Annotated in this window: 8 protein-coding genes; 4 read left to right on the plus strand and 4 right to left on the minus strand. The window is 64.5% G+C overall.

Annotated elements, in window-relative coordinates:
- The 4 genes from CWE01_RS13270 to CWE01_RS13285 form a co-directional block, all read right to left on the minus strand.
- Positions 1 to 393: contractile injection system protein, VgrG/Pvc8 family (locus CWE01_RS13270; protein ID WP_256579350.1), on the minus strand; the 393-nt coding region annotated here is incomplete at its 3' end.
- A 202-nt stretch (positions 394 to 595) separates the two neighbouring features.
- Positions 596 to 1,807 (minus strand): syringomycin E biosynthesis aminoacyltransferase SyrC, encoded by a 1,212-nt coding sequence (syrC, locus tag CWE01_RS13275; RefSeq protein ID WP_100940984.1) that lies wholly within the window; start codon positions 1,805 to 1,807, stop codon positions 596 to 598.
- A gap of 56 nt (positions 1,808 to 1,863) precedes the next feature.
- Positions 1,864 to 2,799, minus strand: coding sequence for a syringomycin E biosynthesis L-threonyl-[L-threonyl-carrier protein] 4-chlorinase SyrB2 (gene syrB2, locus CWE01_RS13280; RefSeq protein WP_100940985.1), 936 nt, complete (start codon positions 2,797 to 2,799; stop codon positions 1,864 to 1,866).
- Between the two features lie 17 nt (positions 2,800 to 2,816).
- Entirely contained in the window at positions 2,817 to 4,880 is a 2,064-nt protein-coding gene (locus tag CWE01_RS13285) for an amino acid adenylation domain-containing protein (protein WP_100940986.1), read from the minus strand.
- 345 nt (positions 4,881 to 5,225) lie between these two features.
- On the opposite strand from CWE01_RS13285, the gene CWE01_RS13290 reads away from it, so the two are divergent.
- The 4 genes from CWE01_RS13290 to CWE01_RS34070 form a co-directional block, all read left to right on the plus strand.
- Positions 5,226 to 6,287, plus strand: coding sequence for a TauD/TfdA family dioxygenase (locus CWE01_RS13290; RefSeq protein WP_100940987.1), 1,062 nt, complete (start codon positions 5,226 to 5,228; stop codon positions 6,285 to 6,287).
- A 76-nt stretch (positions 6,288 to 6,363) separates the two neighbouring features.
- On the plus strand, positions 6,364 to 8,070 hold the full coding sequence (locus CWE01_RS13295) for a cyclic peptide export ABC transporter (protein WP_100940988.1): 1,707 nt from the start codon (positions 6,364 to 6,366) through the stop codon (positions 8,068 to 8,070).
- Between the two features lie 139 nt (positions 8,071 to 8,209).
- A complete protein-coding gene (sypA, locus tag CWE01_RS13300) occupies positions 8,210 to 24,322 on the plus strand; it encodes a syringopeptin non-ribosomal peptide synthetase SypA (protein ID WP_100940989.1) in 16,113 nt (5,370 codons plus the stop codon).
- The coding region (locus tag CWE01_RS34070) for a condensation domain-containing protein (RefSeq protein ID WP_305884370.1) at positions 24,319 to 25,967 on the plus strand (1,649 nt) is incomplete at its 3' end. The genes sypA and CWE01_RS34070, both read left to right, overlap by 4 nt.

Raw genomic sequence — 25,967 nt, forward strand, 5'->3', positions numbered from 1 at the left:
AGCGTCGGCGAGGATGCCGTGTTCCTTGAGGACCTGGGCGATGATGTCCGGTACGCTCTGGTTCTGGAAGATCCGCTGTTGGGTGCTGTGCTCCAGGTACGCCAGGCGCGGGACCAGTGTCAGTTGATAGCGGGTCAGGCGCTGGCTGGATTCGCCCTGGCCGGCACTATGGATATGGCCATGCAGGCCAATGTTCTCGGCCCCGAACGATAGAAAGGCGGGCTGGTGGAGCAGGCTTTCCAAGTCGAGGTCGGCACTTGCGCTGACCAGTTCGATATCGATGCGGTAGGGCTGGTTGAGGCCTTCGCGGCCCTTGAAACCGAGTACGTGCAGGTCGTGCTCGCACGCATCGAGGGTCAGTTTGAAGCGCTGTTGATTCGTCGCGCTGAACATCCGCTGTTCCTTTTACCAAAGGGGGCGGATGATTCTGCTTGTGGCTTTGGTCGAGATGAATAGTGGCTATAAAAAACAGAAAAGCCCTACAGGTGCAGGGCTGAAGGTACTACTGGCTCGAGGCAGACTGCCGTTTGACACCGACATCGCGTTTGCTTGACGAAGCCTCTAGAGGATATCCCGAGGACTCCCTTTCGGGCTGTCAGGCGACCGTCGGCTGGAGGGTTTCTTCGAGGAAGCGGAAAGCGGTCTGTTTCGAGTATTGGGTGGAAGCGAAGAACGCCAGGTGGCTGCCGTTGTGCTCGACATGCAGGGTGGCATCGTCGATCGACGCGGCGATGTAGCGCGAGCCGCCAATGTGCGTGGTTTCATCCGCGTCGCCGGCCACCACCAGGGTTGGCACGTTGATGCGTGCCAGCCGCGACGCCAGCTCGGTCTTGTTCAAGGCATCGTTCAGTCGCGCATAACGATAGAACAGCTCCGGGTTGACGTAGGGGTAGAGCACCACATGGGCGATCGGCTCCGGCGTGGTGGCCAGCGTCGCCTGGTCGAGGAACATCGCCTGCAGGTCGGTGGCTTCCTGGCGATCGAGGGCCGCGGCCTCCATCAGCCATTCGAAGTTCTGCTGATGGGTGGTGCGCAGGTTGTTGTCGCCCAGGTTGTAGTCGCCGTGCCACAGGCTCAGGGACGTGACCCGGTTGTCGTGGGCGGCGGCGGCGCTGAGGGCGATCACCGCGCCGCCGCAGATACCCATCAGGTGCGCCGTCGACAGTTCGTAGTGATTCATCACACTGATCAGGTCGGCGACCTGGGCATCGGTGTCCACCGCGACCTGGTCGAAGGCCGCGCAGGAGCCGAACAGTCCGCGGGTCTCCCAGGTGACCACGAAGAAGCGCTCGCTGAGGGCGTTGAACCAGTCGCGGCAGAGGTCGAAGGGCATGCCGCAGGGCAGGGCCAGGACAATCGCCGGACGTTCCCGGTCAGTGCTCGCGTGCACCGACAGGGAGACGTTGTCGCGGGTGGTCAGGTGCAGTGTCTCAACTTCTGGCACTGCACCACTGAATTCGAAATGCTTGAGCAGTCGCCCGAACGCCTTGACCTCTTCGACATCGTCGAAGTGGTCGTAGCGGTAATCGAGCGCCTGGCAGATTTTCCGGCTGATAAAAAACTCGAACGACGACAGTTGTGCCTCGCCGCCGTGCAGGTACTGCACGGTACGCACGCCGATCCGCGCGAAGGCAGCGTTGACCGCCCGTTCCGTGGCTCTCACGCTGGGGGAAGCCTGCTCGGGGAGCAGGCCGTTGTCCGGGGCGAGAAAACTCAGGCACATGGGATCGGGCAGATGGATGGCAAGGTGCCTAAGCATCCTCACGGTCTCGCACAGGCGCATCGCTGCGTCGGTGGAAATAGTCATGGATTTCAACTCCTGTAGGCACATTGCCAGGCCAACTGTCGCCTGGCAGCTGTGGGTCAGACCGCTTCGAATTTCTTGCCGCGGGTGGTATGGGTCACGAGACGGTTGTATTCCGGTACCTGATCACCGACCACTTGCACCGCGCCGTATTTCTCCAGGCTGATGCGACCGCCGTACTCTTCGATATGGTCCGAGTCCGGGTAGATCTGTACGTGCGACGGCACATAACGCGAGGCGAAGCCCATGCGCATTTCTTCTGTTTCGCCGCTGTGGGGGTAGGAGGCGTGCATCAGGGTCGACCAGAAAATGATGAACTGGCCGGCCTTCATCTGCATCGGTACGGCGGCGGCCTCGTCGGGCTTCCAGTCCTTGTCGATCTGCAGCTGGCGATAGTCGTAACCGAAGAAACCGCGGCGTACGCCGTCCTTGACCACCTCGCTGTTGTTGGCTTCGGGGTCGTAGCTCATGCGCTTGGTTTCATCGTAGTTCATGCTGTTCTGGGTGCCTGGGATGAACTGCAGGCAACCATTGGCAATGTTGGCGTCGGTGAACGCGGTCCAGACGGTGATGGTGCCGCCGAACTCTTCGGCGTCCGGCCAGAGGATCTGTGGTTTGCCGGAAGCGTTGGCAAAGGTGTCGGCCTGGTGCCAGTCGGTGCCTTCATCACCTGGGTATTTAGGGAAGAACTCGGTGCGCCAGCACAGTACATCCGGGCCGAGGATGCTTTCGACGCGGTCGCAGATCTGCGCGCGGCAGATGTGGTTGGCGAGGAAGTCGTCGTCCAGGTGGCGGTCGTAGTTGGCGATGTTGGTACCGGCGGAGATGGCGTCCAGGTCCTGGTAAGCCGCGGCGCTACGGTCGAGCAGGCGCAGGCGGGTACGTTTCCAGGTTTCTTTCATTTCTTCCGGCGAGTAGGCGTCGAACGGACCGATAAAGCCGTTCTTTTCGAACGAGGCGCGTTCTTCCGGGGTCAAGGCGAATTTTTTGCTCACGGGCTTTTCCTTTTCGGTCAATGGGCTTGAACAAGGGTGCGGGAGATGTAGTCGGCCAGCGCTTTGGCGGTGGCGCCGTCGGCCAGGACAGCAGGATCGATGTTGATCTGGTAATGGCTTTTGAGCTTGCTCAGGGAGCGGATCAGGGCCAGGGAGGTGCCACCGAAGTCGAAGAAGTCATCGTTCAGGCCGATGTTCTTCAGGCCCAGGTCTTCACTCCACACCTTGAGCACGAACTGCCCGGGCGCAACGATGCGCGAGATGTAGTCGGCGAGGACCTTGGCGGTCGCGCCGTTCGCCAGGACCGCAGGGTCGAGGTTGATCTGGTAGTGCGCCTTGAGCTTGCTCAGGGAGCGGATCAGGGCCAGGGAAGTGCCGCCGAAATCGAAGAAGTCGTCATTCAGACCGATGTTCTTCAGACCCAGGTCTTCGCTCCAGACCTTGAGCACGAACTGCTCCGGTTCACTGAGACCCTGGGCGTCCACCGAGGGCGCTGGGGTGGCGTCGGCGGTCGGCGAGGGCAGCTGTTTCTTGTCGATCTTGCCGTGGGCGGTCACCGGCAGTTGGGTCAGCGCCAGGTAGGCCGAAGGACGCATGTAGTCCGGCAGGCTGCCGGCCACCAGGGTGGCGACTTCGCCGCGGGTCTGCTCGGTCCAGGCGCCGAGGCCCTGGGTCGGGACCACATAGGCCACCAGGCGCAGGTCGCCATCGCCGTAGTCGTGTGCGCCGACATGGGCGGCCGCCACGTGCGGGCTGCTTTGCAGGCAGGCTTCGATCTCGCCCGGCTCGATGCGGAAACCGCTGATCTTCAGTTGCTCGTCGCAACGGCCGGCATAACGGTACTCACCGTCATTGTCGAGGATCAGCAGGTCGCCGGTGCGGTAGGCACGGATCGAGGTGCCGGGCAGTTGGATGAAACGCTCGGCGTTGAGTTCGGCTCGATTCAGGTAACCCTGGGCCACGCCGGCGCCTTCGATGTACAGCTCACCAGCCGTGCCCTGGGGCACCGCGACCAGGTTGGCGTCGAGCAGATGCAACTGCCAGCCGTCCAGAGGTTTGCCGATGGAGACCATCGCACTGGTTTCCAGGTCCTGGCCCAGTACGCGCTTGAAGGTGCTGTGCACCGTCGCTTCGGTAATCCCGTACATGTTGATCAGTGCCGGTTTCTGGTCGCCATGGCGTTCAACCCAGGGCCGCAGCACGGTGGCCGGCAGCGCTTCGCCACCGAAGACCACATAACGCAGGGCCAGGGGCGCGGTGGCGCCGCGATCGGCTTCGTCGAGGCCACGGAAGGCCGACGGGGTCTGGCTGAGCACGGTCACGCGCTGATCGGCGAGCCATTGGCGCAGGGCGGCAGGCGAGCGCGAGACGTCATACGGCACCACGCTGACCTGGCCACCGTGGGCCAGGGCGCCCCAGATTTCCCAGACCGAGAAGTCAAAACCGATGGAGTGGAACATCGACCAGACGTCCTGGGCATTGAAGCCATAGGTCCGTTGCGTGCTTTCCAGCAGGCGGCTGACGTTGCCGTGGGACACCAGTACGCCCTTGGGTTCACCGGTGGAGCCGGAGGTGTAGATGACGTAGGCGCTGGCCTGGTCCGGGTCGCGGCGGCTGCCGTCGGCGCTCAGTTCCAGCTCTGGTGCGGACAGCAACTGGTCGAGGGACAGCACGCGCAGGGACGGGCTTTTCGGCAGGTTCGCGGCATCGCCGATCACCAGGCCCAGGCCGCTGTCACGGACGATGTGCTCAACGCGTTTGCCCGGGTATTGCGGGTCGACCGGGACATAGGTGCCGCCAGCCTTGAGGATGCCGAGCAGGCTGATGACCAGGTCGACGCTGCGCGGCAGGTACATGCCCACCCGCACGCCATCCTTGACGCCTTCGTGACGCAAACGTGCGGCCAGCTTCGACGACAGCGCCTCGAGCTGGACATAACTCAATGTCCGAGTGGCGTCGGACACCGCCGTTCGCTCGGGAAATTCACGCGCCCGGGCACTGAATATCTCATGCAGGAAGGCACCGGGCGTGAGAGGGGCTGGCGGGGTGTTAACCGATTCGCCAGTGTTCTTGATCGGCATGACTAACGCTCCTGTGTAATAACAGGTGCAACGTTTTTTCGCCGTGGCGAAAGGCGTTGCACTCGAGACATCCCTGCGGCCTGGAGGATCCATTCGAAGAGCCGGCACGATCCGCAGTTGCCGCATTTCAGCACCGACCGGTTGCTGGCGTCTGTCGCGGGAAATGGGGACAAAAGCGTGCTGGCCACGATCGCGACGGATCCGCGGGCCGCGTGACCTCTGTCCCGGTTTGCGGTGACAGACAGCCCCCCGCCATCGGTGTTTTTATCCTTGCGCGGCGGCGGAGCCTGTTGATCTTGCCCCGTACAACGTGGATGTGAGGGGCTGTGGTCCAGGAGTTTTTTCATGAATCTTCAAGCTAATGCTTCGCCGGTTTTCACCGCTGACCTACTGCCGGATGTACCGGCCTGGCCTGACCGGGCTGGCGATCCGTCGGTACGTTTGTCCTTGCTGGCAGCCGGTATCAGTTTGCCCGTGGTGATCGAGCCGGCCGTGGCCGGCCTGGATCCGGTGCAGTGGGCGAGCGCGCAACGCGAGGCGATCGAGGCGTTGCTGTGCCGTCACGGCGCGGTGTTGTTCCGTGGTTTCGAGCTGGGCTCGGTGGCGGCTTTCGAGGCTTTTGCCGAGGCGCTGTCGCCCGGGCTGCACGGCACTTATGGCGACCTGCCGAAGAAAGAAGGCGGACGCAATGTCTATCGCTCAACGCCTTATCCCGAGCGCGAGATGATCCTCTATCACAACGAGAGCTCGCACCTGGAAAGCTGGCCGCGCAAGCAATGGTTCTTCTGCGAGCAGCCGTCACGGGTCGGTGGCGCGACGCCGCTGGCGGACATTCGCCAGGTGCTCCAGCGTCTGCCGGCCGAGGTGGTCGCGCGCTTTGAAAGCAAGGGCCTGATGTACAGCCGTACCTTTACCGCCGGCGTCGAGCCGAGCTGGGAATCGTTCTTCGGCACCACTGAACGCAGCGTCGTCGAACAGCGTTGCCGCGAACAGGGCACCGACTTCGAATGGCTCGACAGCGACACCCTGCAGATCCGCACCCAGTGCCCGGCGGTGATCAGCCATCCGTTCACCGGTGAACGTTGCTTCTTCAACCAGGTGCAACTGCACCACCCGTTCTGCCTGGGCGAAGAAATGCGCGAGGACCTGCTCGACATGTTCGGCGCCGACCGCCTGCCACGATTGGTCAGCTACGGCGACGGCTCGGACATCGAAGACTCGGTCATGGCCTTGATCGGCGAAGCCTACGAAGCCTGTGCGGTGCGCTTCGACTGGCGCAAGGGCGATGTGGTGATGCTCGACAACATGCTCGCCGCCCATGCCCGGGACCCCTATGAAGAACCCCGTCTGATCGTCGTTGCCATGGGTGAAATGACTGCCCGGGATGACGTCTGGCAACCGACCTGAGTGATCGCAATCGAGTGACCCTGGACTTTCAACGACCGGCCATTGCGCGGGCTAATGCATTCAAGGACAGCAACCAATGAAAAACGAGCAAGAGAAGAAGGCCAAACCTGGCTCGGTCATGCGTCTGCTGTGGCGCAATCATCCCTGGCTGACGCTGATGACCCTGTTGACCGGGATCATCAGCGGGGTGGCGTCCATCGCGGTGATCAAGGTGATCAACGAGGCGATTCATGAGGAAAGCTTCCAGCTGCAGTCGTTGTACTGGTTCGTCGGCCTGAGTGCGGTGTCGCTGTTGTTCCGCAACGGTGCCGCATTGTTTCCGGCCTACGCCAGCATGCGCATCATGACCCGCCTGCGGATTGCCCTGTGCCGCAAGATCCTCGCCACACCCCTGGAAGAAGTCGACCGCCGCGGGGCGCCGAATGTCCTGACGATGCTGACCAGCGATATTCCGCAACTCAACAGCACCCTGGTGATCATGCCGTCGGTGCTGGTGGAACTGGCGGTGCTGCTGTTCGGTATCGCCTACCTGGCCTACCTGTCCTGGGTGGTGTTCGCGGTGACCGTCGGCCTGATGGTGGTGGGGGTTGCGCTGTACCTGTTCTTTTTCCTGGGCGGTATCACCTTCTCGCACAAAGTGCGTGACGAGTTCACCTCGTTCAACGAATACACCCACGCCCTGGTGTTCGGCCTCAAGGAACTCAAGCTCAACGGCATCCGGCGCCGCTGGTTCAGCCGCTCGGCGATCCAGGAGTCCTCGACCCAGGTGGCGCGCTACAACTTTATCGAACGGCTCTGGTACACCGCCGCCGACAACGTCGGCCAGCTGACCTTGTCGCTGCTGATCGGTTGCCTGCTGTTCGTCGCGCCCATGCTCGGGGTGATCGATACCAATACCATGACCGCCAGCGTACTGGTGGTGTTGTACATCATGGGCCCGCTGTCGCTGCTGATCGGCGCCATGCCGTTGCTGGCCCAGGGCCGTATCGCCGGCAGCCGCCTGGCGGATTTCGGTTTCTCGATCAACGACCCGCACCCGGAGCCGGAAGCGCTCGCCAGCGAATCCACCAATGTGCTGCGCCTGGACCACAAGAAATCCTGGGACCGCATCCAGTTGCGCGACGTGCACATGAACTATCAGGACCCGCTCACCGGCACCGGGTTTGGCCTGGGGCCCATCGACCTGACGGTGCGTGCCGGCGAGCTGATCTACATCGTCGGTGGCAACGGCTGCGGCAAGAGCACCCTGGCCAAGGTCATCTGTGGCCTCTACATCCCCCAGGGCGGGGAGGTGCAGCTCGACGACACGCTGATCACCGAAGAGTCGCGCAGCGACTACCGTGACCTGTTCTCCGCGGTGTTCTCCGACTTCCATCTGTTCAACCGGTTGATCGGTCCCGACGAAGAAGAGGACGCCAGCACCGAACTGGCGCAGAAATACCTGGTGACCCTGGGCCTGGAAGACAAGATCAAGATCGAAGGGCTCGGTTATTCCACCACCAAGGCCTTGTCCTACGGCCAGCAGAAACGCCTGGCGCTGGTCTGTGCCTACATGGAAGACCGGCCGATCTACCTGCTCGACGAATGGGCCGCCGACCAGGACCCACCGTTCAAGCGCTTCTTCTACGAGGAACTGCTGCCGGACCTCAAGCGTCGCGGCAAGACGGTGCTGATCATCACCCACGACGACCAGTACTTCCAGTTGGCCGACCGCATCATCAAGTTGGTGGACGGCAAGATCGTCTCCGACGTGAATTGCTCGGTGCAGGGCAAGCGCGCCTGATTTCCAGCGCTGTTTAACTTTTCCAGGGCCGGCCCTTCGCGAAGCTGAGCGAGGTTGGCCGGCCCCTGGACCTGACTCAATTTCCGGCTGTCGCCGCCTTTTGCGCGTGGCGAGGCTGACCCTTTGCGAGAAGAAATGTATGGCACTTGCCCTGACCGCTGCCCAACGCAATATCTGGCTGGACCAGATGACCCAGGGCGACTCGCCGTTGTACAACATCGGGGGCTATCTGGAGATAGAAGGGCACCTCGATCCCGAGGTGTTCCAGCAGGCCGTGAACCTGTTGATCGACAAGCACGATGCCTTGCGCATGGTCCTGCTCGACCAGCGTGACGAACAGGGTGTGCCGTTGCAGGCCTTCGCCGACACGCTGCCGGTGTGGGTCGCGCCGCTGGACCTGCAAGGGCAGGCGGACCCGCGCGGGGCCGCTGTGAGCTGGATGCAGCGTCAACTCGAACGGGCCTTCAAACTCGATGGCGGCCCGCTGTTCCGGCTGCATTTGCTCAAGCTCGAAGCGCAGCGTTTCTACCTTGTCGTCCACGCCCACCATATCGTGCTCGACGGTTGGGGCATCGACGAACTCTTTGCGTCCCTCTGCCAGATCTACAACGCCCTGCACGATCAGCGCACGCCTGATCTGTCGGCGCCGTCCTATGTCGATTTCATTGACGACGACCGCGATTATCGCCAGTCGCCGCGTTTCGTTCGTGACCAGGCCTACTGGCTGGAAAAGTACCGCGATATCCCCGAGCGGTTGCTGCTCCCGCGCTATCGCCAGGCCCAGGCTGAAGGTTCGAGCCGCAGTGGCCACTTCGCCCGCGGTTTTGCCCGGGACCTGGAGAACCGTATCGACGAGCTGGCCGGGCAGCTGCAGGCCTCGCGTTTCCATGTCCTGCTGGCCGTGCTGTACGTCTACTTCACCCGGACCCAGCAGCGCGATGAGCTGGTGATCGGCCTGCCGATCCTCAACCGCACCAACGCCAGCTTCAAGAAGACCCTGGGGTTGTTTGCCCAGGTCAGTCCGGTGCGCCTGCAGTTCAGTGCCGATCTGCCGTTTGCCGAACTGGTCCAGGGCATCGGTCGGGCGGTCAAGCAGGATTACCGCAACCAGCGTTTCCCGGTCAGCGATCTCAACCGCCTGCTGGAGTTGCGCCGTACCGAGCGTACGCAGCTGTTCGACCTGACCTTCTCCTACGAACAGCATGATTCCCTGCTGCGCTTCGGACCTGCCAGCGCCCGCGCGGTGAAGTGTTCGAACAATCACGAACAGACACCGCTGGCGATCCATCTGCGGACCAACGCCTACGATACTGAGTCCCGGCTGCACTACATCTACAACGAGGCGTATTTCCAGGCGGGCGAGATCGAGCCCATGGCCGAGCGCCTGCAGCACGTGCTGGACCAGGGGTTGGCGAATGCACAGTTGCCGGTTCGCGCGTTCTCGCTGCTCAATGCCAGCGAAACCGCGCAGTTGCAGGCGTGGAATGCCGAGCCGCAGCACTTCGCCGAAGACCGCACCATTCACCAGCAGTTCGAAGCCCGCGCCGCCGAGCGGCCGGAGGCCGTGGCGTTGGTGTACCAGGGTGAAAGCCTGAGCTACGGCGAACTCAACGCCCGCGCCAACCAGGTTGCCCATCGGCTGTTGGCCCTCGGTGTACGCCCGGATGACCGGGTCGCCATCTGTGTCGAACGTGGTCCGGCAATGATCATCGGCCTGCTGGGGATCCTCAAGTCCGGCGCCGGGTATGTGCCGCTGGACCCGGCTTACCCGCGCGAACGCCTGGCCTACACCCTTGGCGACAGCGCCCCGGTGGCGTTGCTCAGCCAGCATTCGGTACAGGAAGCCCTGCCGGCGGTGAAGGTACCGGTTATCAATCTCGACGATGCGGATCTGCGGGACGAGTCCGTGCGCAATCCGCAGGTCGCGGTGAGCGCCACGCACCTGGCCTATGTGATCTACACCTCCGGCTCCACCGGCGTGCCCAAGGGCGTGATGGTTGAGCATTGCAACGTCGCACGGCTGTTCTCGGCCACTGACGCCTGGTTTGGCTTCAATGAAAAAGACGTCTGGGCGCTGTTCCATTCGTTCGCCTTCGACTTCTCGGTCTGGGAAATCTGGGGAGCACTGCTACATGGCGGCCGTTTGCTGATCGTGCCGCAATTGGTCAGCCGCTCCCCTGAAGACTGCTACGAGCTGCTGTGCAGTGCCGGCGTCACGGTGCTCAACCAGACCCCGAGCGCGTTCCGCCAACTGATCGCGGCCCAAGGTGAAAGCGGCCAGCCGCACTCATTGCGCCAGGTGATTTTCGGCGGTGAAGCGCTGGACACGGCGATGCTCAAACCCTGGTACGCCCGGGACCTGAACGCCGCTACACAGCTTGTGAACATGTACGGCATCACCGAGACCACGGTGCATGTGACCTATTACCCGTTGCAGGCCGAAGACGCCCAGCGTGTGGGCGTGAGCCCGATCGGCAGGGGGATTCCCGACCTGCGCCTGTACCTGCTCGACGGCTACGGCCAGCCGTTGCCACCCGGCGTGGTGGGGGAGTTGTATGTCGGTGGCGCGGGCGTGGCCCGGGGTTACCTCAACCGCGAGGAACTGAACGCTTCGCGCTTCCTCGACGATCCGTTTGTCTCCACCCCGGGTGCGCGTATGTACCGCTCCGGCGACCTGGGTCGCTGGCTGGCCGACGGCAGCCTGGAATACCTGGGGCGCAACGACGAACAGGTGAAGATTCGCGGTTTCCGTATCGAGTTGGGTGAGATCGAAGCGCAACTGGCGGCCTGCGAAGGTGTACGTGACGCCGTGGTGCTGGTGCGCGAGGACGAACCGGGCGACAAGCGCCTGGTGGCCTATGTCATCGGCAAGGCCGGCGTCGAACTGGACGCCGCGCAACTGCGTGACCAACTGCGTCTGGCGCTGGCCGAGTACATGCTGCCAAGCGCCTTTGTCAGCCTGGAAAGTTTTCCGCTGACCGCCAACGGCAAGCTGGATCGCAAGGCCCTCCCGGTGCCGGCGGCCGATGCCTATGCCCGGCGTGAATACGAAGCCCCCGAGGGCCCGGCGGAAACCACCCTGGCCGGACTCTGGGCCGAGCTGCTCGGTGTCGAGCAGGTGGGGCGTCACGACCAGTTCTTCGAACTGGGCGGGCATTCGCTGCTGGCAGTGAAACTGATCGAACGCATGCGCCAGGTCGGCCTGAGTGCCGATGTCCGCGTGCTGTTCGGCCAGCCGACCCTGGCCGCGCTGGCGGCAGCCAGTGGCAAGGGCGGCGAGATTGTCGTGCCGGCCAATGCCATTCCGGCCGGCTGCCAGCACATCACCCCGGACATGCTGCCCCTGGCGCGCTTGACCCAGGCGCAGATCGACCACCTGGTGGCCACTGTCCCGGGCGGTGTCGGCAATGTGCAGGACATCTACGCGCTGGTACCGCTGCAGGAAGGCATCCTCTATCACCACCTGTCGAGCGAGGAGGGCGATCCGTACCTGTTGCAGGCCTTGCTGCGGGTCGACACCTTCGACCAGTTGCTGGGGTTTGCGGAATCGTTGCAGGCGGTGATCGACCGTCACGATATCCTGCGCACCGCGGTGGCCTGGGAAGAGCTCGACGAACCGGTCCAGGTGGTCTGGCGCGAGGCGCGGCTGCGGGTCGAAGCCTTCCTGCCGCATCCGGACCAGGGTGATGTGGCGGCTCAGTTGCAGGAACATTTCGATCCACGGCGGATTCGCCTGGACCTGCGCCAGGCACCGATGATGCGCCTGCACTATGCCGAGGATGCCGACAACGGCGGCTGGGTCGCGGTATTGCTGTTCCATCACCTGATCGATGACGCCACCTCCCTGGCCCTGCTGGGCAAGGAGATCGAGGCGTTCAGCCAGGGCCGTGGCGCCGAACTTGAAGCGTCGGTCCCGTACCGCAACCATGTTGCCCAGGCCCGCCTGGGAGTGAGCCGCGAGCAGCACGAGGCGTTCTTCCGCGAAATGCTCGCTGATGTCGACGAGCCGACCTTGCCCTTCGGCCTGCAGGATGTGCAGGGCGATGGCAGCGGCGTCGAGGAAGCGCTGTTGCCGGTGGACCCGGACCTGGCCCAGCGCCTGCGGGCCCAGGCCCGACGCCTCGGGGTGAGCAATGCCAGCCTGCACCATCTGGCCTGGGGCCAGGTGGTGGCGCGCTTGTCCGGGCGCCGCGATGTGGTCTTCGGCACCGTGCTGATGGGCCGCCTGCACAGTGGTCACGGCGCCGAACGGGCGCTGGGGATGTTCATCAATACCTTGCCACTGCGGGTCGCCGCGGGCGAGCAGGGCCTCCAGGCGGCGGTGCGGACCACCCACGGGCGGTTGGCGGCACTGCTTGGTCATGAACACGCGCCGTTGGCGTTGGCCCAGGGCTGCAGTGGCGTAGCGGCACCGACACCGTTGTTCAGCGCCCTGATGAACTACCGGCATGTCGCCGTGGCTGCCCAGGCACCGCAGGACGCCGGCCAGGCCCGGACCTGGGCCGGTGTCGAGGTGCTCGGCGGCGAGGAACGCACCAACTATCCGTTGTCGCTGTCGGTGGACGACCTCGGCGAGTCCTTCGGCCTGACTGTCCAGGCCGTGGCCGGGGTCGGCGCCCAACGTATCTGCGGCTATATGCACCGGGTGCTGGAGCAACTGACCGAGGCGCTGGAGCGCCAGTCCGATGCGCCCTTGCACAGTCTCGACTGGCTGCCGGCAAGCGAGCGCCGCCAGTTGCAGGAGGATTTCAACGCCTTTGACTGCACCTACCCGACGGATCTGCTGTTGCATCAGATGTTCGAGGCTCACGTGGCGGCCCAGCCTGACGCGGTGGCCGTCACCTATGAAGGCCAGCGCCTGAGCTACACCGAACTGAACCAGTGGGCCAACCAGATTGCCCATCGGCTGATGGCCGAGGGCATCGGCGCCGACGACCGGGTGGCGATCTGTGTGGAGCGCAGCCTGGAAATGATCGCCGGCCTGGTGGGCATTCTCAAGGCCGGCGCCGGTTATGTGCCGCTGGACCCGTCCTATCCCGCCGAACGCCTGGCCTACATGCTGGAGGACAGCGCACCCAAGGTGCTGCTGACCCAGCGCGGCTTGCGCGAACGTTTCCCCCAGGCGCTGATGCCGGTGCTGCTGCTGGACGCCGAAGCCCGGATCGAGAGTGGTATCGACGCCGCGCCTGGGCACAATCCGCAGATCGAGGGGCTGAACGCGCAACACCTGGCGTACCTGATCTATACCTCGGGCTCCACCGGCCAGCCCAAGGGCGTGGCCATGCCCCACGGGCCGCTGGTCAACCTGATGCATTGGCAGATCGCCCAGACCTTCGAGCACGGCCGGCCCGGACAACGGACCTTGCAGTTCGCCGCCCTGGGTTTCGACGTGGCCTTCCAGGAAGTCTTCAGCACCTTGTGTGCCGGCGGCGAGCTGTCACTGATCCATGGCGATATCCGCTTGGATTTCCGGCGCCTGTTCCAGCATATCTGCGAGCAGCGCATCGAACGCCTGTATATGCCGTGCATTGCCCTGCAAGCCCTGGCCGAAGCCATGGTTGCCGAAGCCGCGCAACCCGAGTGCGTGCTGCAGGACGTGATCACCGCTGGCGAACAGCTGCGGATTACCGAACCGATGCGGCGTTTCTTCGAACGCCTGGATGACGCGCGCCTGCACAACCACTATGGTCCGACCGAGTCCCATGTGGTCACGGCACTGACCCTGAGGGGCGACCCGCAGGCCTGGCCGACCTTGCCAAGCATCGGCCAGCCGGTGGCCAATACCCGCGTCTACCTGCTCGACGAACAATTCCGCCCGGTGCCGGTGGGTGTGGCAGGGGAGCTCTACATCGGCGGTGCCTGTGTCGCCCGCGGCTACTTGAACCGCGATGAACTGACCGCCGAACGCTTTATCCGCGATCCATTCGCCGCTACCGAAGGGGCGCGGCTGTACAAGACCGGCGACCTGGGGCGTTGGCAGGCCGACGGCCAGATCGACTACCTGGGCCGCAACGACGACCAGATCAAGATCCGTGGCTTCCGTATCGAACTGGGTGAAATCGAAGCGCGCCTGGGTCAATACCCGGGCCTGCGGGACACGGCGGTGCTGGCCCGCGAAGACCGCCCGGGGGAAAAACGCCTGGTGGCCTATTTCAGCCTGCAGGCTGGCCAGGCGGCGCCCGAAGCCGACCAGATGCGCTTGCATTTGCAGGCGTTGCTGCCCGACTACATGATTCCGGCGGCCTATGTGCACCTGGAAAAACTCCCGGTTTCGCCCAACGGCAAACTGGATCGTCGTGCGCTGCCGGAGCCTTCGGCCGACGCTTTCGTCAGCCGTGACTACCAGGCGCCGCTTGGCGACACCGAGACCACCCTGGCCGCGCTCTGGTGCGAAGTGCTGGGCGTGGAGCGGGTCGGTCGCCAGGACCATTTCTTCGAGCTCGGCGGCCATTCGCTGCTGGCGGTGAAGTTGATCGAACGCATGCGCCAGGCCGGCCTGAGTGCCGACGTGCGCGTGCTGTTCGGCCAGCCGACCCTGGCGGCGCTGGCGGCGGCCGTGGGCGGTGGGATCGAGATCGTGGTTCCGGCCAACGGCATTCCCGTCGGCTGCGAACGCATCACCCCGGACATGCTGACCCTGACCCGCCTGGACCAGGCCAGTATCGACCGGATTGTCGCCGGCGTGCCCGGTGGCACCGGCAATGTGCAGGATATCTACCCGCTGGCGCCGTTGCAGGAAGGCATTCTTTATCACCATATCGCTGCCGAAACGGGCGATCCGTACCTGTTGCAAGCAACTTTCGCCCTGCAGGACCTGGCGCAACTGCGCGGTTTCGCCGACGCCTTGCAGGCGGTGATCGACCGTCATGACATCCTGCGCACGGCGCTGGTCTGGCAAGGCCTGGAAGAACCCCAGCAAGTGGTGCTGCGCCGCGTCGAACTGCCGCTGGAACAGATTGCGCTGGACCCGGCCGCGGGCGATATCCTCGGCCAGTTGCAGCGTCGTTTCGATCCCCGCGAGTGTCGCCTGGACCTCGGCAAGGCGCCGCTGATGCACCTGGCCTTTGCCCAGGATTCGGCCAACCAGCGTTGGGTCGCGATCCTGCTGTTCCACCATATCGCCCTCGATCACACCGCCCTGGATGTGATGAGCGAAGAGATGCTCGCCCATCTGCATGGCACGGCCGGGCAACTGCCGGCGGCGATGCCGTACCGCAACTATGTGGGCCAGGCCCGCCTGGGCGTCAGCCGCGAGCAACATGAAGCGTTCTTCCGTGAAATGCTCGGCGATGTCGATGAGCCGACCCTGCCGTTCGGTCTGCTGCAGGTGCAGGGCGACGGGCAGGGCGTCAAGGAGGTCCGGCACCATCTTCCGGCCGATCTGTGTCAACGCCTGCGCACCCAGGCCCGGCAACTGGGGGTGAGTGCGGCGAGCCTGCATCACCTGGCCTGGGCCCGGGTACTGGGCAGCGCCAGCGGCCGTGACGACGTGGTCTTCGGCACCGTGCTGTTGGGCCGTATGCAAAGCGGCCTGGGTGCCGATCGCGCACTGGGTATGTTCATCAACACCTTGCCGTTGCGAGTCGACGTCGGTGCCTGCGCGGTACGCCAGGCAGTCCGCCAGACCCACGCCCGGCTGACCGCGCTGCTCGGCCACGAGCATGCGCCGTTGGTGCTGGCCCAGCGTTGCAGCGCGGTGGCGGCTTCGTCGCCGCTGTTCAGCGCGTTGCTCAACTACCGGCACAGCCCGGCGCTTGAAGCCAGCGGTGGCGATTATTGGGCGGACACCCAGGTACTCGGCGTCCGTGAGCGGACCAACTATCCCTGCACCTTGTCGGTGGACGACCAGGGCGAAGGCTTCCTGCTGAGCGTGCAGGTGGCGGCCGGAGTCGATGGCCAGAGGGTCTGCGGTTATATGCAGACCGCCTTGAGCCAGTTGGTCGAGGCCCTGGAGTCCGCGCCGGATTCCGCGGTGCGCGACCTGGCGGTGCTGTCGGAGGACGAACGTCGGCAATTGCTGCAGGACTTCAATGCCACGACGACCGATTACCCGATGACCCGCACCGTGCACAGCCTGTTCGAGGACCAGGTCCGCCTGCGACCACAGGCGACGGCAGCCGTGCACCATGGCCAGGCCCTGAGCTACGCGCAATTGAACAGCCGGGCCAATCAGCTTGCCGCCCATCTGTTCGGTCTCGGCGTACAGCCGGGAGCGCGGGTGGCGATCCTGCTGGAACGCTCCCTGGACCTGCTGGTCAGCCAGTTGGCGATTCTCAAGTGCGCGGCGGTCTATGTGCCGCTGGACACCAAGGCGCCGCTGGAGCGCCAGCAATTCATGCTTGAAGACAGCCAGGCCGTGGTCCTGCTGACCCAAAGCGGTTTCACGCTGGCCAGCGGCCCGGCGGCCCGGGTCGATCTCGACGCCGTGGCGCTGGAAGTCTTGCCGACGGATAACCGCCAATTACCACAGTCGAGCGAAAGCCCGGCCTACATCATGTACACCTCAGGCTCCACCGGGGTGCCCAAGGGCGTGGTGGTGCCGCACCGGGCGATCACGCGCCTGGTGATCAACAACGGCTACGCCGACTTCAACGACCAGGACCGCATCGCCTTTATCTCCAACCCGGCGTTCGACGCCAGCACCATGGATGTCTGGGGCGCCTTGCTCAATGGCGGCCAGGTGCTGGTGGTGGACCATGAAACGCTGCTCGAACCGGCGCGCTTCGGTGAGCTGCTGATCAGCGCCAAGGCCACGGTGCTGTTTGTCACCACGGCGGTGTTCAACCAGTACGTGCAACTGATCCCGGAAGCGATCAAGGGCCTGCGGATCCTCCTCTGCGGGGGTGAACGCAGTGACCCGGCGTCGTTCCGTCGCTTGCTGGCGCTGGCGCCGCAGTTGCGCCTGGTGCATTGCTACGGACCGACCGAAACCACCACCTACGCCACCACCTATCACGTGACCGCAGTGGCCGAGGATGCCGAAAGCGTGCCGATCGGCCGTCCCATCGGCAATACCCAGGTCTATGTCCTCGATGCCCGTCAGCAATTGCTGCCTTTGGGCGTCAGTGGTGAGATCTGCATTGGTGGCAAGGGGGTAGCGCACGGTTATCTCAACCGTGCCGATCTGACCGCCGAGAAATTTATCGCCGACCCGTTCAGCAGCGAGCCTGGCGCCTTGCTCTATCGCACCGGCGACCTCGGCCGCTGGTTGGCCGATGGCTTGCTGGAATGCCTGGGGCGTAACGACGACCAGGTGAAGATTCGCGGTTTCCGGATCGAACTGGGGGAAATCGAGGCGCGCCTGAGCACCCACCCGCAGGTCCGCGAATGCATCGTGCTGGCCCGTGAAGATGTTCCCGGCGACAAACGCCTGGTCGCCTATATCACCGCGACCGGCGAGCCGGCCACGGCGGAAGCACTGCGCGGCTACCTGCAAGGCCTGTTGCCGGAGTACATGGTGCCCAGTGCCTATGTGCAACTGGATGCATTGCCCCTGACCCTGAACGGCAAGGTCGACCGCAAGGCGCTGCCGGTGCCGGAGTCGGACGCCCTGGCCCGTGGCGACTACCAGGCGCCGCAAGGCGAAGTGGAAACCCTGCTGGCCTCGATCTGGGCCGATGTGCTCAAGGTCGAGCGGGTCGGGCGTTATGACCATTTCTTCGAACTGGGCGGCCACTCGCTGCTGGCGGTCAGCCTGATCGAGCGCATGCGACAGGTCGGCCTGAGCGCCGATGTGCGCGTGCTGTTCGGCCAGCCGACCCTGGCCGCGCTGGCGGCGGCGGTGGGCGGTGGCACGGAAATCGTGGTGCCGGCCAACCTGATCGCCGATGACTGCCAACACCTCACTCCGGACCTGCTGCCGCTGATCGACCTGACCCAGGCGCAGATCGACCAGGTGCTGGCAAGCGTGCCGGGCGGCGCCGCGAACGTGCAGGACATCTACCCGCTGGCACCGTTGCAGGGGGGCATCCTTTATCACCATATCAGCGCCGAACAGGGCGATCCCTATGTCCTGCAAGCGCTGTTCGGCCTGCGGGACCGGGCGCGACTGGACGATTTCAGCAGCGCCTTGCAAGGGGTGATCGACCGTCACGATATCCTTCGTACCGCGGTGCTCTGGGAAGGTTTCGACGAGCCGTTGCAGGTGGTCCTGCGTCGGGCCACGCTGGAAGTCACCGAGCTGTTCCTCGATCCGGCGGCCGGTCCGCTGGCCGAGCAGTTGCACCAGCGTTTCGATCCGCGCCACTACCGCCTCGATGTGCGCCAGGCGCCGTTGATCCGCATTGTCTTTACCCGGGATGCCGCCAATGACCGTTGGCTGGCGATGCTGCTGTTCCATCACATGGCCCTCGACCATACCGCGCTGGACGTGGTCCAGCATGAAATCCAGGCGCACCTGCTCGGCGAGGCCCATACCCTGGGCGAAGCGGTGCCGTATCGCAACTATGTGGCCCAGGCACGCCTGGGTGTCAGCCAGGCACAGCACGAAGCGTTTTTCCGTGGGGTGCTCGGCGATATCGACGAGCCGACCCTGCCGTTCGGCCTGCAGGATGTGCAGAACGGCGGGCGCGAGATCGAAGAGGCCAGCCTGACCCTGGCGCCTGAGCTGAACCTGCGTCTGCGGGCCCAGGCCCGCCAGGCCGGGGTCAGTGCGGCGAGCATGATGCACCTGGCCTGGGCGCGGGTACTGGGCAGTGTCTCGGGCCGCGAGCAGGTGGTGTTCGGCACGGTACTGCTGGGCCGCTTGCAGGCCGGCGAGGGCGCCGACCGGGCCCTGGGGATGTTTATCAATACCTTGCCGCTGCGGGTCGATATCGGTGCGCAGACGGTGGTCGCCGGGCTCAAGGCGACCCACGGCCAGCTGACCGCACTGCTCGGGCACGAACATGCGCCGTTGGTGCTGGCCCAGCGTTGCAGCGGCGTGGCCGCGCCGGCACCGTTGTTCAGTGCGCTGCTCAACTACCGCCACAGTGTGGTGGCCGCCACCACGGCCGAGCATGAGGCGGCCTGGAGCGGCATTGAAGCTTTCGGCGCCGAGGAACGCACCAACTACCCGCTGACCCTGAACGTCGACGACCTGGGTGATGGCTTCAAGCTGTCGGTGCTGGTGACGGCCGAGGTTGGCGCGCAACGCCTGTGCGGTTATATGCAAGCGGCGGTGGCGCAACTGGTCCAGGCGCTGGAGCAGACCCCGGCCGCAACGCTGGACAGCCTGTCGATCCTGCCGCCGGCGGAGCGTGAGCAGGTGCTGGTCGGTTTCAACGCCACCGCCACCGATTCGCCACGGCATACGACCGTGCACGCTCTGTTCGAGGCCCAGGTACAGCGCACGCCTGAAGCACCGGCGGTGGCCCATGACGCGGAGAGCCTGAGCTACCGCGAGTTGAACCGGCAGGCCAACCGCCTGGCGGCGGAACTGCTGGACCTCGGCGTGCAGCCGGGGGATAGCGTGGCGCTGTTGCTGCCGCGCTCCATCGACCTGGTGGTCAGTCAGCTGGCGGTGCTCAAGTGCGCGGCGGTCTACGTGCCGCTGGACATCAATGCGCCACGGGAACGTCAGACCTTCATGGTGCAGGACAGCCAGGCCGTGCTGGTGCTGACCTACAGCGCTGAAACCCTGGGCCCGGGCACTCGACGTCTCGACCTTGACGTTCGGCCTGCCAGTGAGGAACCGGCGGACAACCTGGATCGACCGGCAACCGCCGAGTCGGTCGCCTATATCATGTACACCTCCGGTTCCACTGGTACGCCCAAAGGGGTACTGGTTCCGCATCGAGCCATTGCTCGCCTGGTGATCGACAACGGCTATGCCGATTTCAATGGGCAGGATCGCGTGGCCTTCGCCTCCAATCCGGCCTTTGACGCCAGCACCCTGGATGTCTGGGCGCCGCTGCTCAATGGCGGTTGCGTGGTAGTGGTCGAGCACTCGGTGTTGCTGTCCCAGGATGAGTTCCGGGCGCTGCTGCTGGCGCAGTCGGTCAGTGTGCTGTGGCTGACCGCCGGGCTGTTCCATCAATATGCCGACGGCCTGATGGAGGTCTTCGCCCGCTTGCGCTACCTGATTGTCGGTGGCGACGTGCTGGACCCGGCGGTCATCGCCCGGGTACTGGCGCAAGGCGCACCACAACACCTGCTCAACGGCTACGGCCCGACCGAAGCCACGACCTTCTCCGCGACCTACGAGATCACTTCGGTGGGTAGCGGTGGCATTCCCATCGGTCGACCGATCGGCAACAGTCAGGTCTATGTGCTCGATGCGCGGCGTCAACCGGTGGCGGTGGGCGTGCCAGGCGAGCTGTATATCGGCGGGCAGGGCGTGGCCAAGGGGTATTTGAACCGGGCGGAATTGAGTGCTACGCAGTTTGTCGCCGATCCGTTCAGCGCCCGGGAAGGTGCACTGCTGTACCGCACCGGTGACCTCGGACGCTGGAAGGCGGATGGCAACCTGGAATACCTCGGGCGTAACGACGGCCAGGTGAAGATCCGTGGTTTTCGTATCGAACTGGGTGAAATCGAGGCCGCTCTGGTCACGCATCCAGCGGTCCAGGAGGCGGTGCTACTGGCACGGCAGGACGACGGTGAGAAACGCCTGGTGGCCTATTTCACCCTGCGCGAGCCGCAGCAGACGCTGGATATCGAAAGCCTGCGCAGTCATTTGCAGGCCCGTCTGCCGGACTATATGGTGCCCGCGGCCTATGTGCGTCTCGACGCACTGCCGCTGACCCCGAACGGCAAGCTGGACCGCAAGGTCCTGCCGGCACCGGATGCCCAGGCGCTGGTCAGCCGTGGCTACGAGGCGCCCGAAGGCGTGGTCGAAACCACCCTGGCGGCGATCTGGGCCGAGGTGCTCAAGGTCGAGCGGGTCGGGCGTCATGATCACTTCTTCGAACTGGGCGGGCATTCGCTGCTGGCCGTCAGCCTGATCGAACGCATGCGCCAGGCCGGCTTGAGCGCCGATGTGCGCGTGCTGTTCGGCCAGCCGACCCTGGCCGCGCTGGCGGCGGCCGTCGGTGGGGGCACTGAAATCAAGGTCCCGGCCAATGCCATCCAGGTCGGTTGCACCCGGATCACGCCGGACCTGCTGCCCCTGGCCGATCTCGACCAGGCCGCCATTGACCGTATTGTCGCCAGCGTGCCGGGCGGGGTGACCAATGTGCAGGATATCTACCCGCTGGCACCGTTGCAGGAGGGGATTCTCTATCACCACCTGGCGGCCGAGCAGGGCGATCCGTACGTCTTGCAGACCCTGTTCGAGATGGCCAGTCGCGAGCGCCTGAGTGCCTTTATCGACGCCTTGCAAAGCGTTATCGAACGCCATGACATCCTGCGCACCGCCGTGCTCTGGCAAGGCCTGGAGATACCGATGCAGGTGGTCTGGCGTCAGGCCCGGCTGTATCTGGAGCAGGTCGAGCTCGACCCGGCCGAGGGTGGGATCGCCGGGCAATTGCATGAGCGCTTCGACGCCCGTCATTCGCGCCTGGACCTGACCCAGGCGCCGCTGATGCGCCTGGTCTTTGCCGAGGACCTGCCGAACCAGCGCTGGGTGGCGATGCTGTTGTTCCACCATATGGCCCTGGACCACACTGCGATGGACGTGGTGCGCCAGGATATGCAGGCGCACCTGCTTGGCCTGGCCGGCCAGCTCGGTGCCGCCGTGCCGTATCGCAACTATGTGGCCCAGGCCCGCCTGGGGGTGAGCCGCGAGGCCCATGAAGGGTTCTTCCGCGAGATGCTCGGTGATATCGACGAACCGACACTGCCGTTCGGCCTGCTGGATGTGCAGGGCGATGGCCGCGATATCGAGGAAAGCAGCCTGGCGCTGGACAGCCGGCTGGACCTGCGCCTGCGGGCCCAGGCCCGTCAGTTGGGGGTGAGTGCCGCCAGCCTGGTGCACCTGGCCTGGGCCCAGGTGCTGGGCAAGGTTTCGAGCAAGCGTACGGTGGTGTTCGGCACCGTGCTGATGGGCCGGATGCAGGGCGGCGAAGGGGCCGACCGGGCCCTGGGGATGTTTATCAATACCTTGCCGTTGCGGGTGGACCTGGGCGAGCAGGGCGCGCGGGACGGGGTCCGGGCGACCCATGCCCGGCTTACCGCGCTGCTCGGTCACGAACATGCGCCGTTGGTGCTGGCCCAGCGTTGCAGCGGGGTGGCCGCGCCGCTGCCGCTGTTCAGCGCACTGCTCAACTACCGGCACAGTGCCGCGGCGGAACAGTCGGGCGAGGCCCTTGAGGCCTGGCGCGGTATCGAGGTGCTCAGTGGCGAGGAACGTACCAACTATCCGTTGACCTTGAACGTCGACGATCTGGGCGACGGTTTTAAACTGACGGTGCTGGTGACCGGAAGTGTCGGCGCCGGGCGCGTCTGCGGTCATATGCAGACCGCGCTGGAAAGTCTGGTGGGGGCACTGGAGCAGTCGCCGGCCACGGCACTCGACAGCTTGTCGATCCTGCCGGCCGCCGAGCGTGAACAGTTGTTGTTCGGGCTTAACGATACGGCGCTGGATTATCCGCGGCAGCAGACCATTCATGGGTTGTTCGAGGAGCAGGTGGCGCGTACGCCGGAGGCCCTGGCGGTGGTTCATGGCGAACAGCGCCTGAGTTATCGCGAACTCAATGAACTGGCCAACCGCCTGGCCCATGCCTTGCGCAAGCAGGGTGTGCAGCCGGATTCGCGGGTGGGGATCTGTGTCGAGCGCGGGGTGGAGATGGTCGTCGGCTTGCTGGCGATCCTCAAGGCGGGCGGCGGCTATGTGCCGCTGGACCCGGCTTATCCGGTAGAGCGGATTGCCTATATGTTGCAGGACAGTGCTCCGGCGGCGGTCTTGGCACAGTCAGCTACCCAGGATCTGTTGGCGGGCGTCTCGGTCCCCGTGATCAATCTCGATCTGGGCACCTGGCAGGGCGAATCCGCCCAGAATCCAGAGGTGCCGGGACTGACTTCGGCGCACCTGGCCTATCTGATCTACACCTCGGGTTCGACCGGTCTGCCGAAAGGCGTGATGATCGAACACCGCAATACCGTGAACTTCCTTACCTGGGCTCATGCTGCTTTCGATGGCTCGGCGTTGAACAAGACGTTGTTCTCTACGTCGCTGAACTTCGACCTGGCGGTGTACGAATGCTTTGCGCCACTGACCTCGGGTGGCAGCATCGACGTGGTGAAAAACGTCCTGGAGCTGCAACAGGGCGAACACGATATTGGATTGATCAACACCGTACCGTCAGCCTTGAAGGCGTTGCTGGAAGTCGATGGTCTGCCGGAGTCGGTGCACACGGTCAACGTGGCCGGTGAAGCGCTGAAACGCAGCCTGGTGGAATCACTGTTCGAGAAGACCGGCGTCCAACGCCTGTGCAACCTCTACGGTCCTTCTGAAACCACCACCTACTCAAGTTGGGTGGCCATGGACCGTGAAGACGGCTTCGCTCCCCACATCGGCAAACCGGTGGGCAACACCCAGTTCTACCTGCTGGACGAGCAGCAACAGCCCGTTCCGCTGGGCGTGCCGGGTGAAATCTACATTGGTGGCGCCGGCGTAGCCCGAGGTTACCTCAACCGTGACGACCTCACTGCCGAACGTTTCCTCAACGACCCGTTCAGCCGGGAGGTTTCGGCGCGGATGTACCGCACCGGTGACCTCGGTCGTTATCTGCCGGACGGCAATATCGAATACCTCGGCCGTAACGACGACCAGGTGAAGATCCGTGGTTTCCGTATCGAACTGGGCGAGATCGAAGCGCGCCTGGCCAAACACCCGGCGGTGCAGGAAGCCGTGGTCATGGCCCGTGAAGACGTGCCGGGCGACAAACGCCTGGTGGCCTATTACACCGTCCAGTCAGCGGACGCCGAGCCGGCCATCGACAGCCTGCGCGGTTGGCTGCTGGGGCAACTGCCGGCCTATATGGTCCCGGTGGCCTACGTACGGCTCGACGTACTACCGCTGACCCCCAACGGCAAGCTCGACCGCAAGGCCCTGCCGGCTCCGGACGGCGGCGCGCTGATCAGTCGCGGCTACGAAGCCCCGCAAGGCGAGACCGAAACCCTGATCGCGGAGATCTGGCAAACGTTGCTGGGTATCGCCCAGGTCGGTCGGCATGACCATTTCTTCGAACTGGGCGGCCATTCGCTGCTCGCCGTGAGCCTGATGGAACGCATGCGCCAGGAAGGCCTGGAAGCGGATGTCAGGACCCTGTTCGAACACCCCACCCTCTCGGAATACGCGGCAACGACGGAAAGAATGGAGATTGTTCTGTGAGCGTGATCGAACTGTTGGCAGTACTGAAAGAGAAAGATGTGCAACTTGCCGTCAAGGGCGACCAACTGGTTGTCAGCGGCAGGCGACAGTCCCTCACCGAGCCCGCCGTGCTGGCGATGTTGCGCGAGAACAAGGCGGCGTTGATCGAGCTGATCAATGCCGGCGGGTATTCCAGTGGCAAGGCGGGCGAAGTGGAGATTCCGGCCCAGGCGATCCCTGCCGGCTGCGCGCGCATCACCCCGGACATGCTGCCCCTGGTCCAGCTCGACCAGGCGGCCATCGAGCACATTGTCGCGACGGTCCCCGGTGGTGCTGGCAATGTGCAGGACATCTACCCGCTGGCGCCGTTGCAGGAAGGCATCCTCTATCACCATATCGCCGCCGAGCAGGGCGATCCCTACGTCTTGCAGGCGCAATTCGCAATTGCCAGCCGTGCCCGTTTCGACGAGTTCACCACGGCCTTGCAGCAGGTCATCGATCGCCACGACATCCTGCGCACCAGCGTGGTCTGGGAAGGCCTGGACGAACCGGTGCAGGTGGTCTGGCGCCAGGCGCGGCTGGTTCTCACTGAAATCGATATCGACGCCGCTGCTGGCGCGGCTGGCGAGCAACTGCGACAACGCTTCGACCCGCGTCACTACCGTCTCGATATCAGCCAGGCGCCATTGCTGCGCCTGGCCTTTGCCCACGATGCGGCCAACCAGCGCTGGGTGGCGATGCTGCTGTTCCATCACATCGCCATCGACCATGCGGCCCTGGAAGTGGTGCAGCAGGAAATCCATGCGTACCTGTACGGCCAGGCCCAGACCCTGGGCGAGCCGGTGCCGTATCGCAACTATGTGGCCCAGGCCCGGCTTGGGGTCAGCAGCAAGCAGCACGAAGGGTTTTTCCGCGAGATGCTCGGCGATGTCGACGAGCCGACCCTGCCGTTTGGCATTCAGGATGTGCGCGGCGACGGTCATGGTGTCGAAGAAGCGACCCAGGCCTTGCCTGCCGACCTGAGCCTGCGCCTGCGGGCCCAGGCCCGGCAGCAGGGGGTGAGTGCGGCGAGCCTGCATCACCTGGCCTGGGCCCAGGTACTCGGGCGCCTGTGCGGGCGCAACGACGTGGTGTTCGGCACCGTGCTGCTGGGGCGGATGCGCGGCAGCGAAGGGGTTCGCCGGGCCCTGGGGATGTTTATCAATACCTTGCCGCTGCGGGTTGCCGTGGGCGAGCAGGATGTGCGGGCCGGGGTCAAGGCCACCCATGCGCGGCTCACCGCGTTGCTCGGGCACGAGCATGCCTCGTTGTCCCTGGCCCAGCGTTGCAGCGGCGTGGCCGCGCCGACGCCGCTGTTCAGCACATTGCTCAACTATCGCCACAGTTCGGCTGAGGCGGTGACCGGTGAAGCGGTGCAACTGTGGAAAGGCATCGAGGTGCTGGGCGGCGAAGAACGCACCAACTATCCGCTGATCCTGTCCCTCGATGACCTGGGCGAAGGTTTCAGCCTGAATGTGCAGGCGGTTGCCGGTATCGGCGCGCAGCGGGTCTGCGGGTATATGCAGACGGCATTGGAGCAGTTGGTCCAGGCCCTGGAGCGGGCTTCGACTTCGGCGCTCAACAGCCTGTCGATCCTGCCGGCCGATGAGCGTGAGCAGTTGCTGGT

This window comes from Pseudomonas sp. QS1027, assembly GCF_002814235.1.
GTDB lineage: Bacteria > Pseudomonadota > Gammaproteobacteria > Pseudomonadales > Pseudomonadaceae > Aquipseudomonas.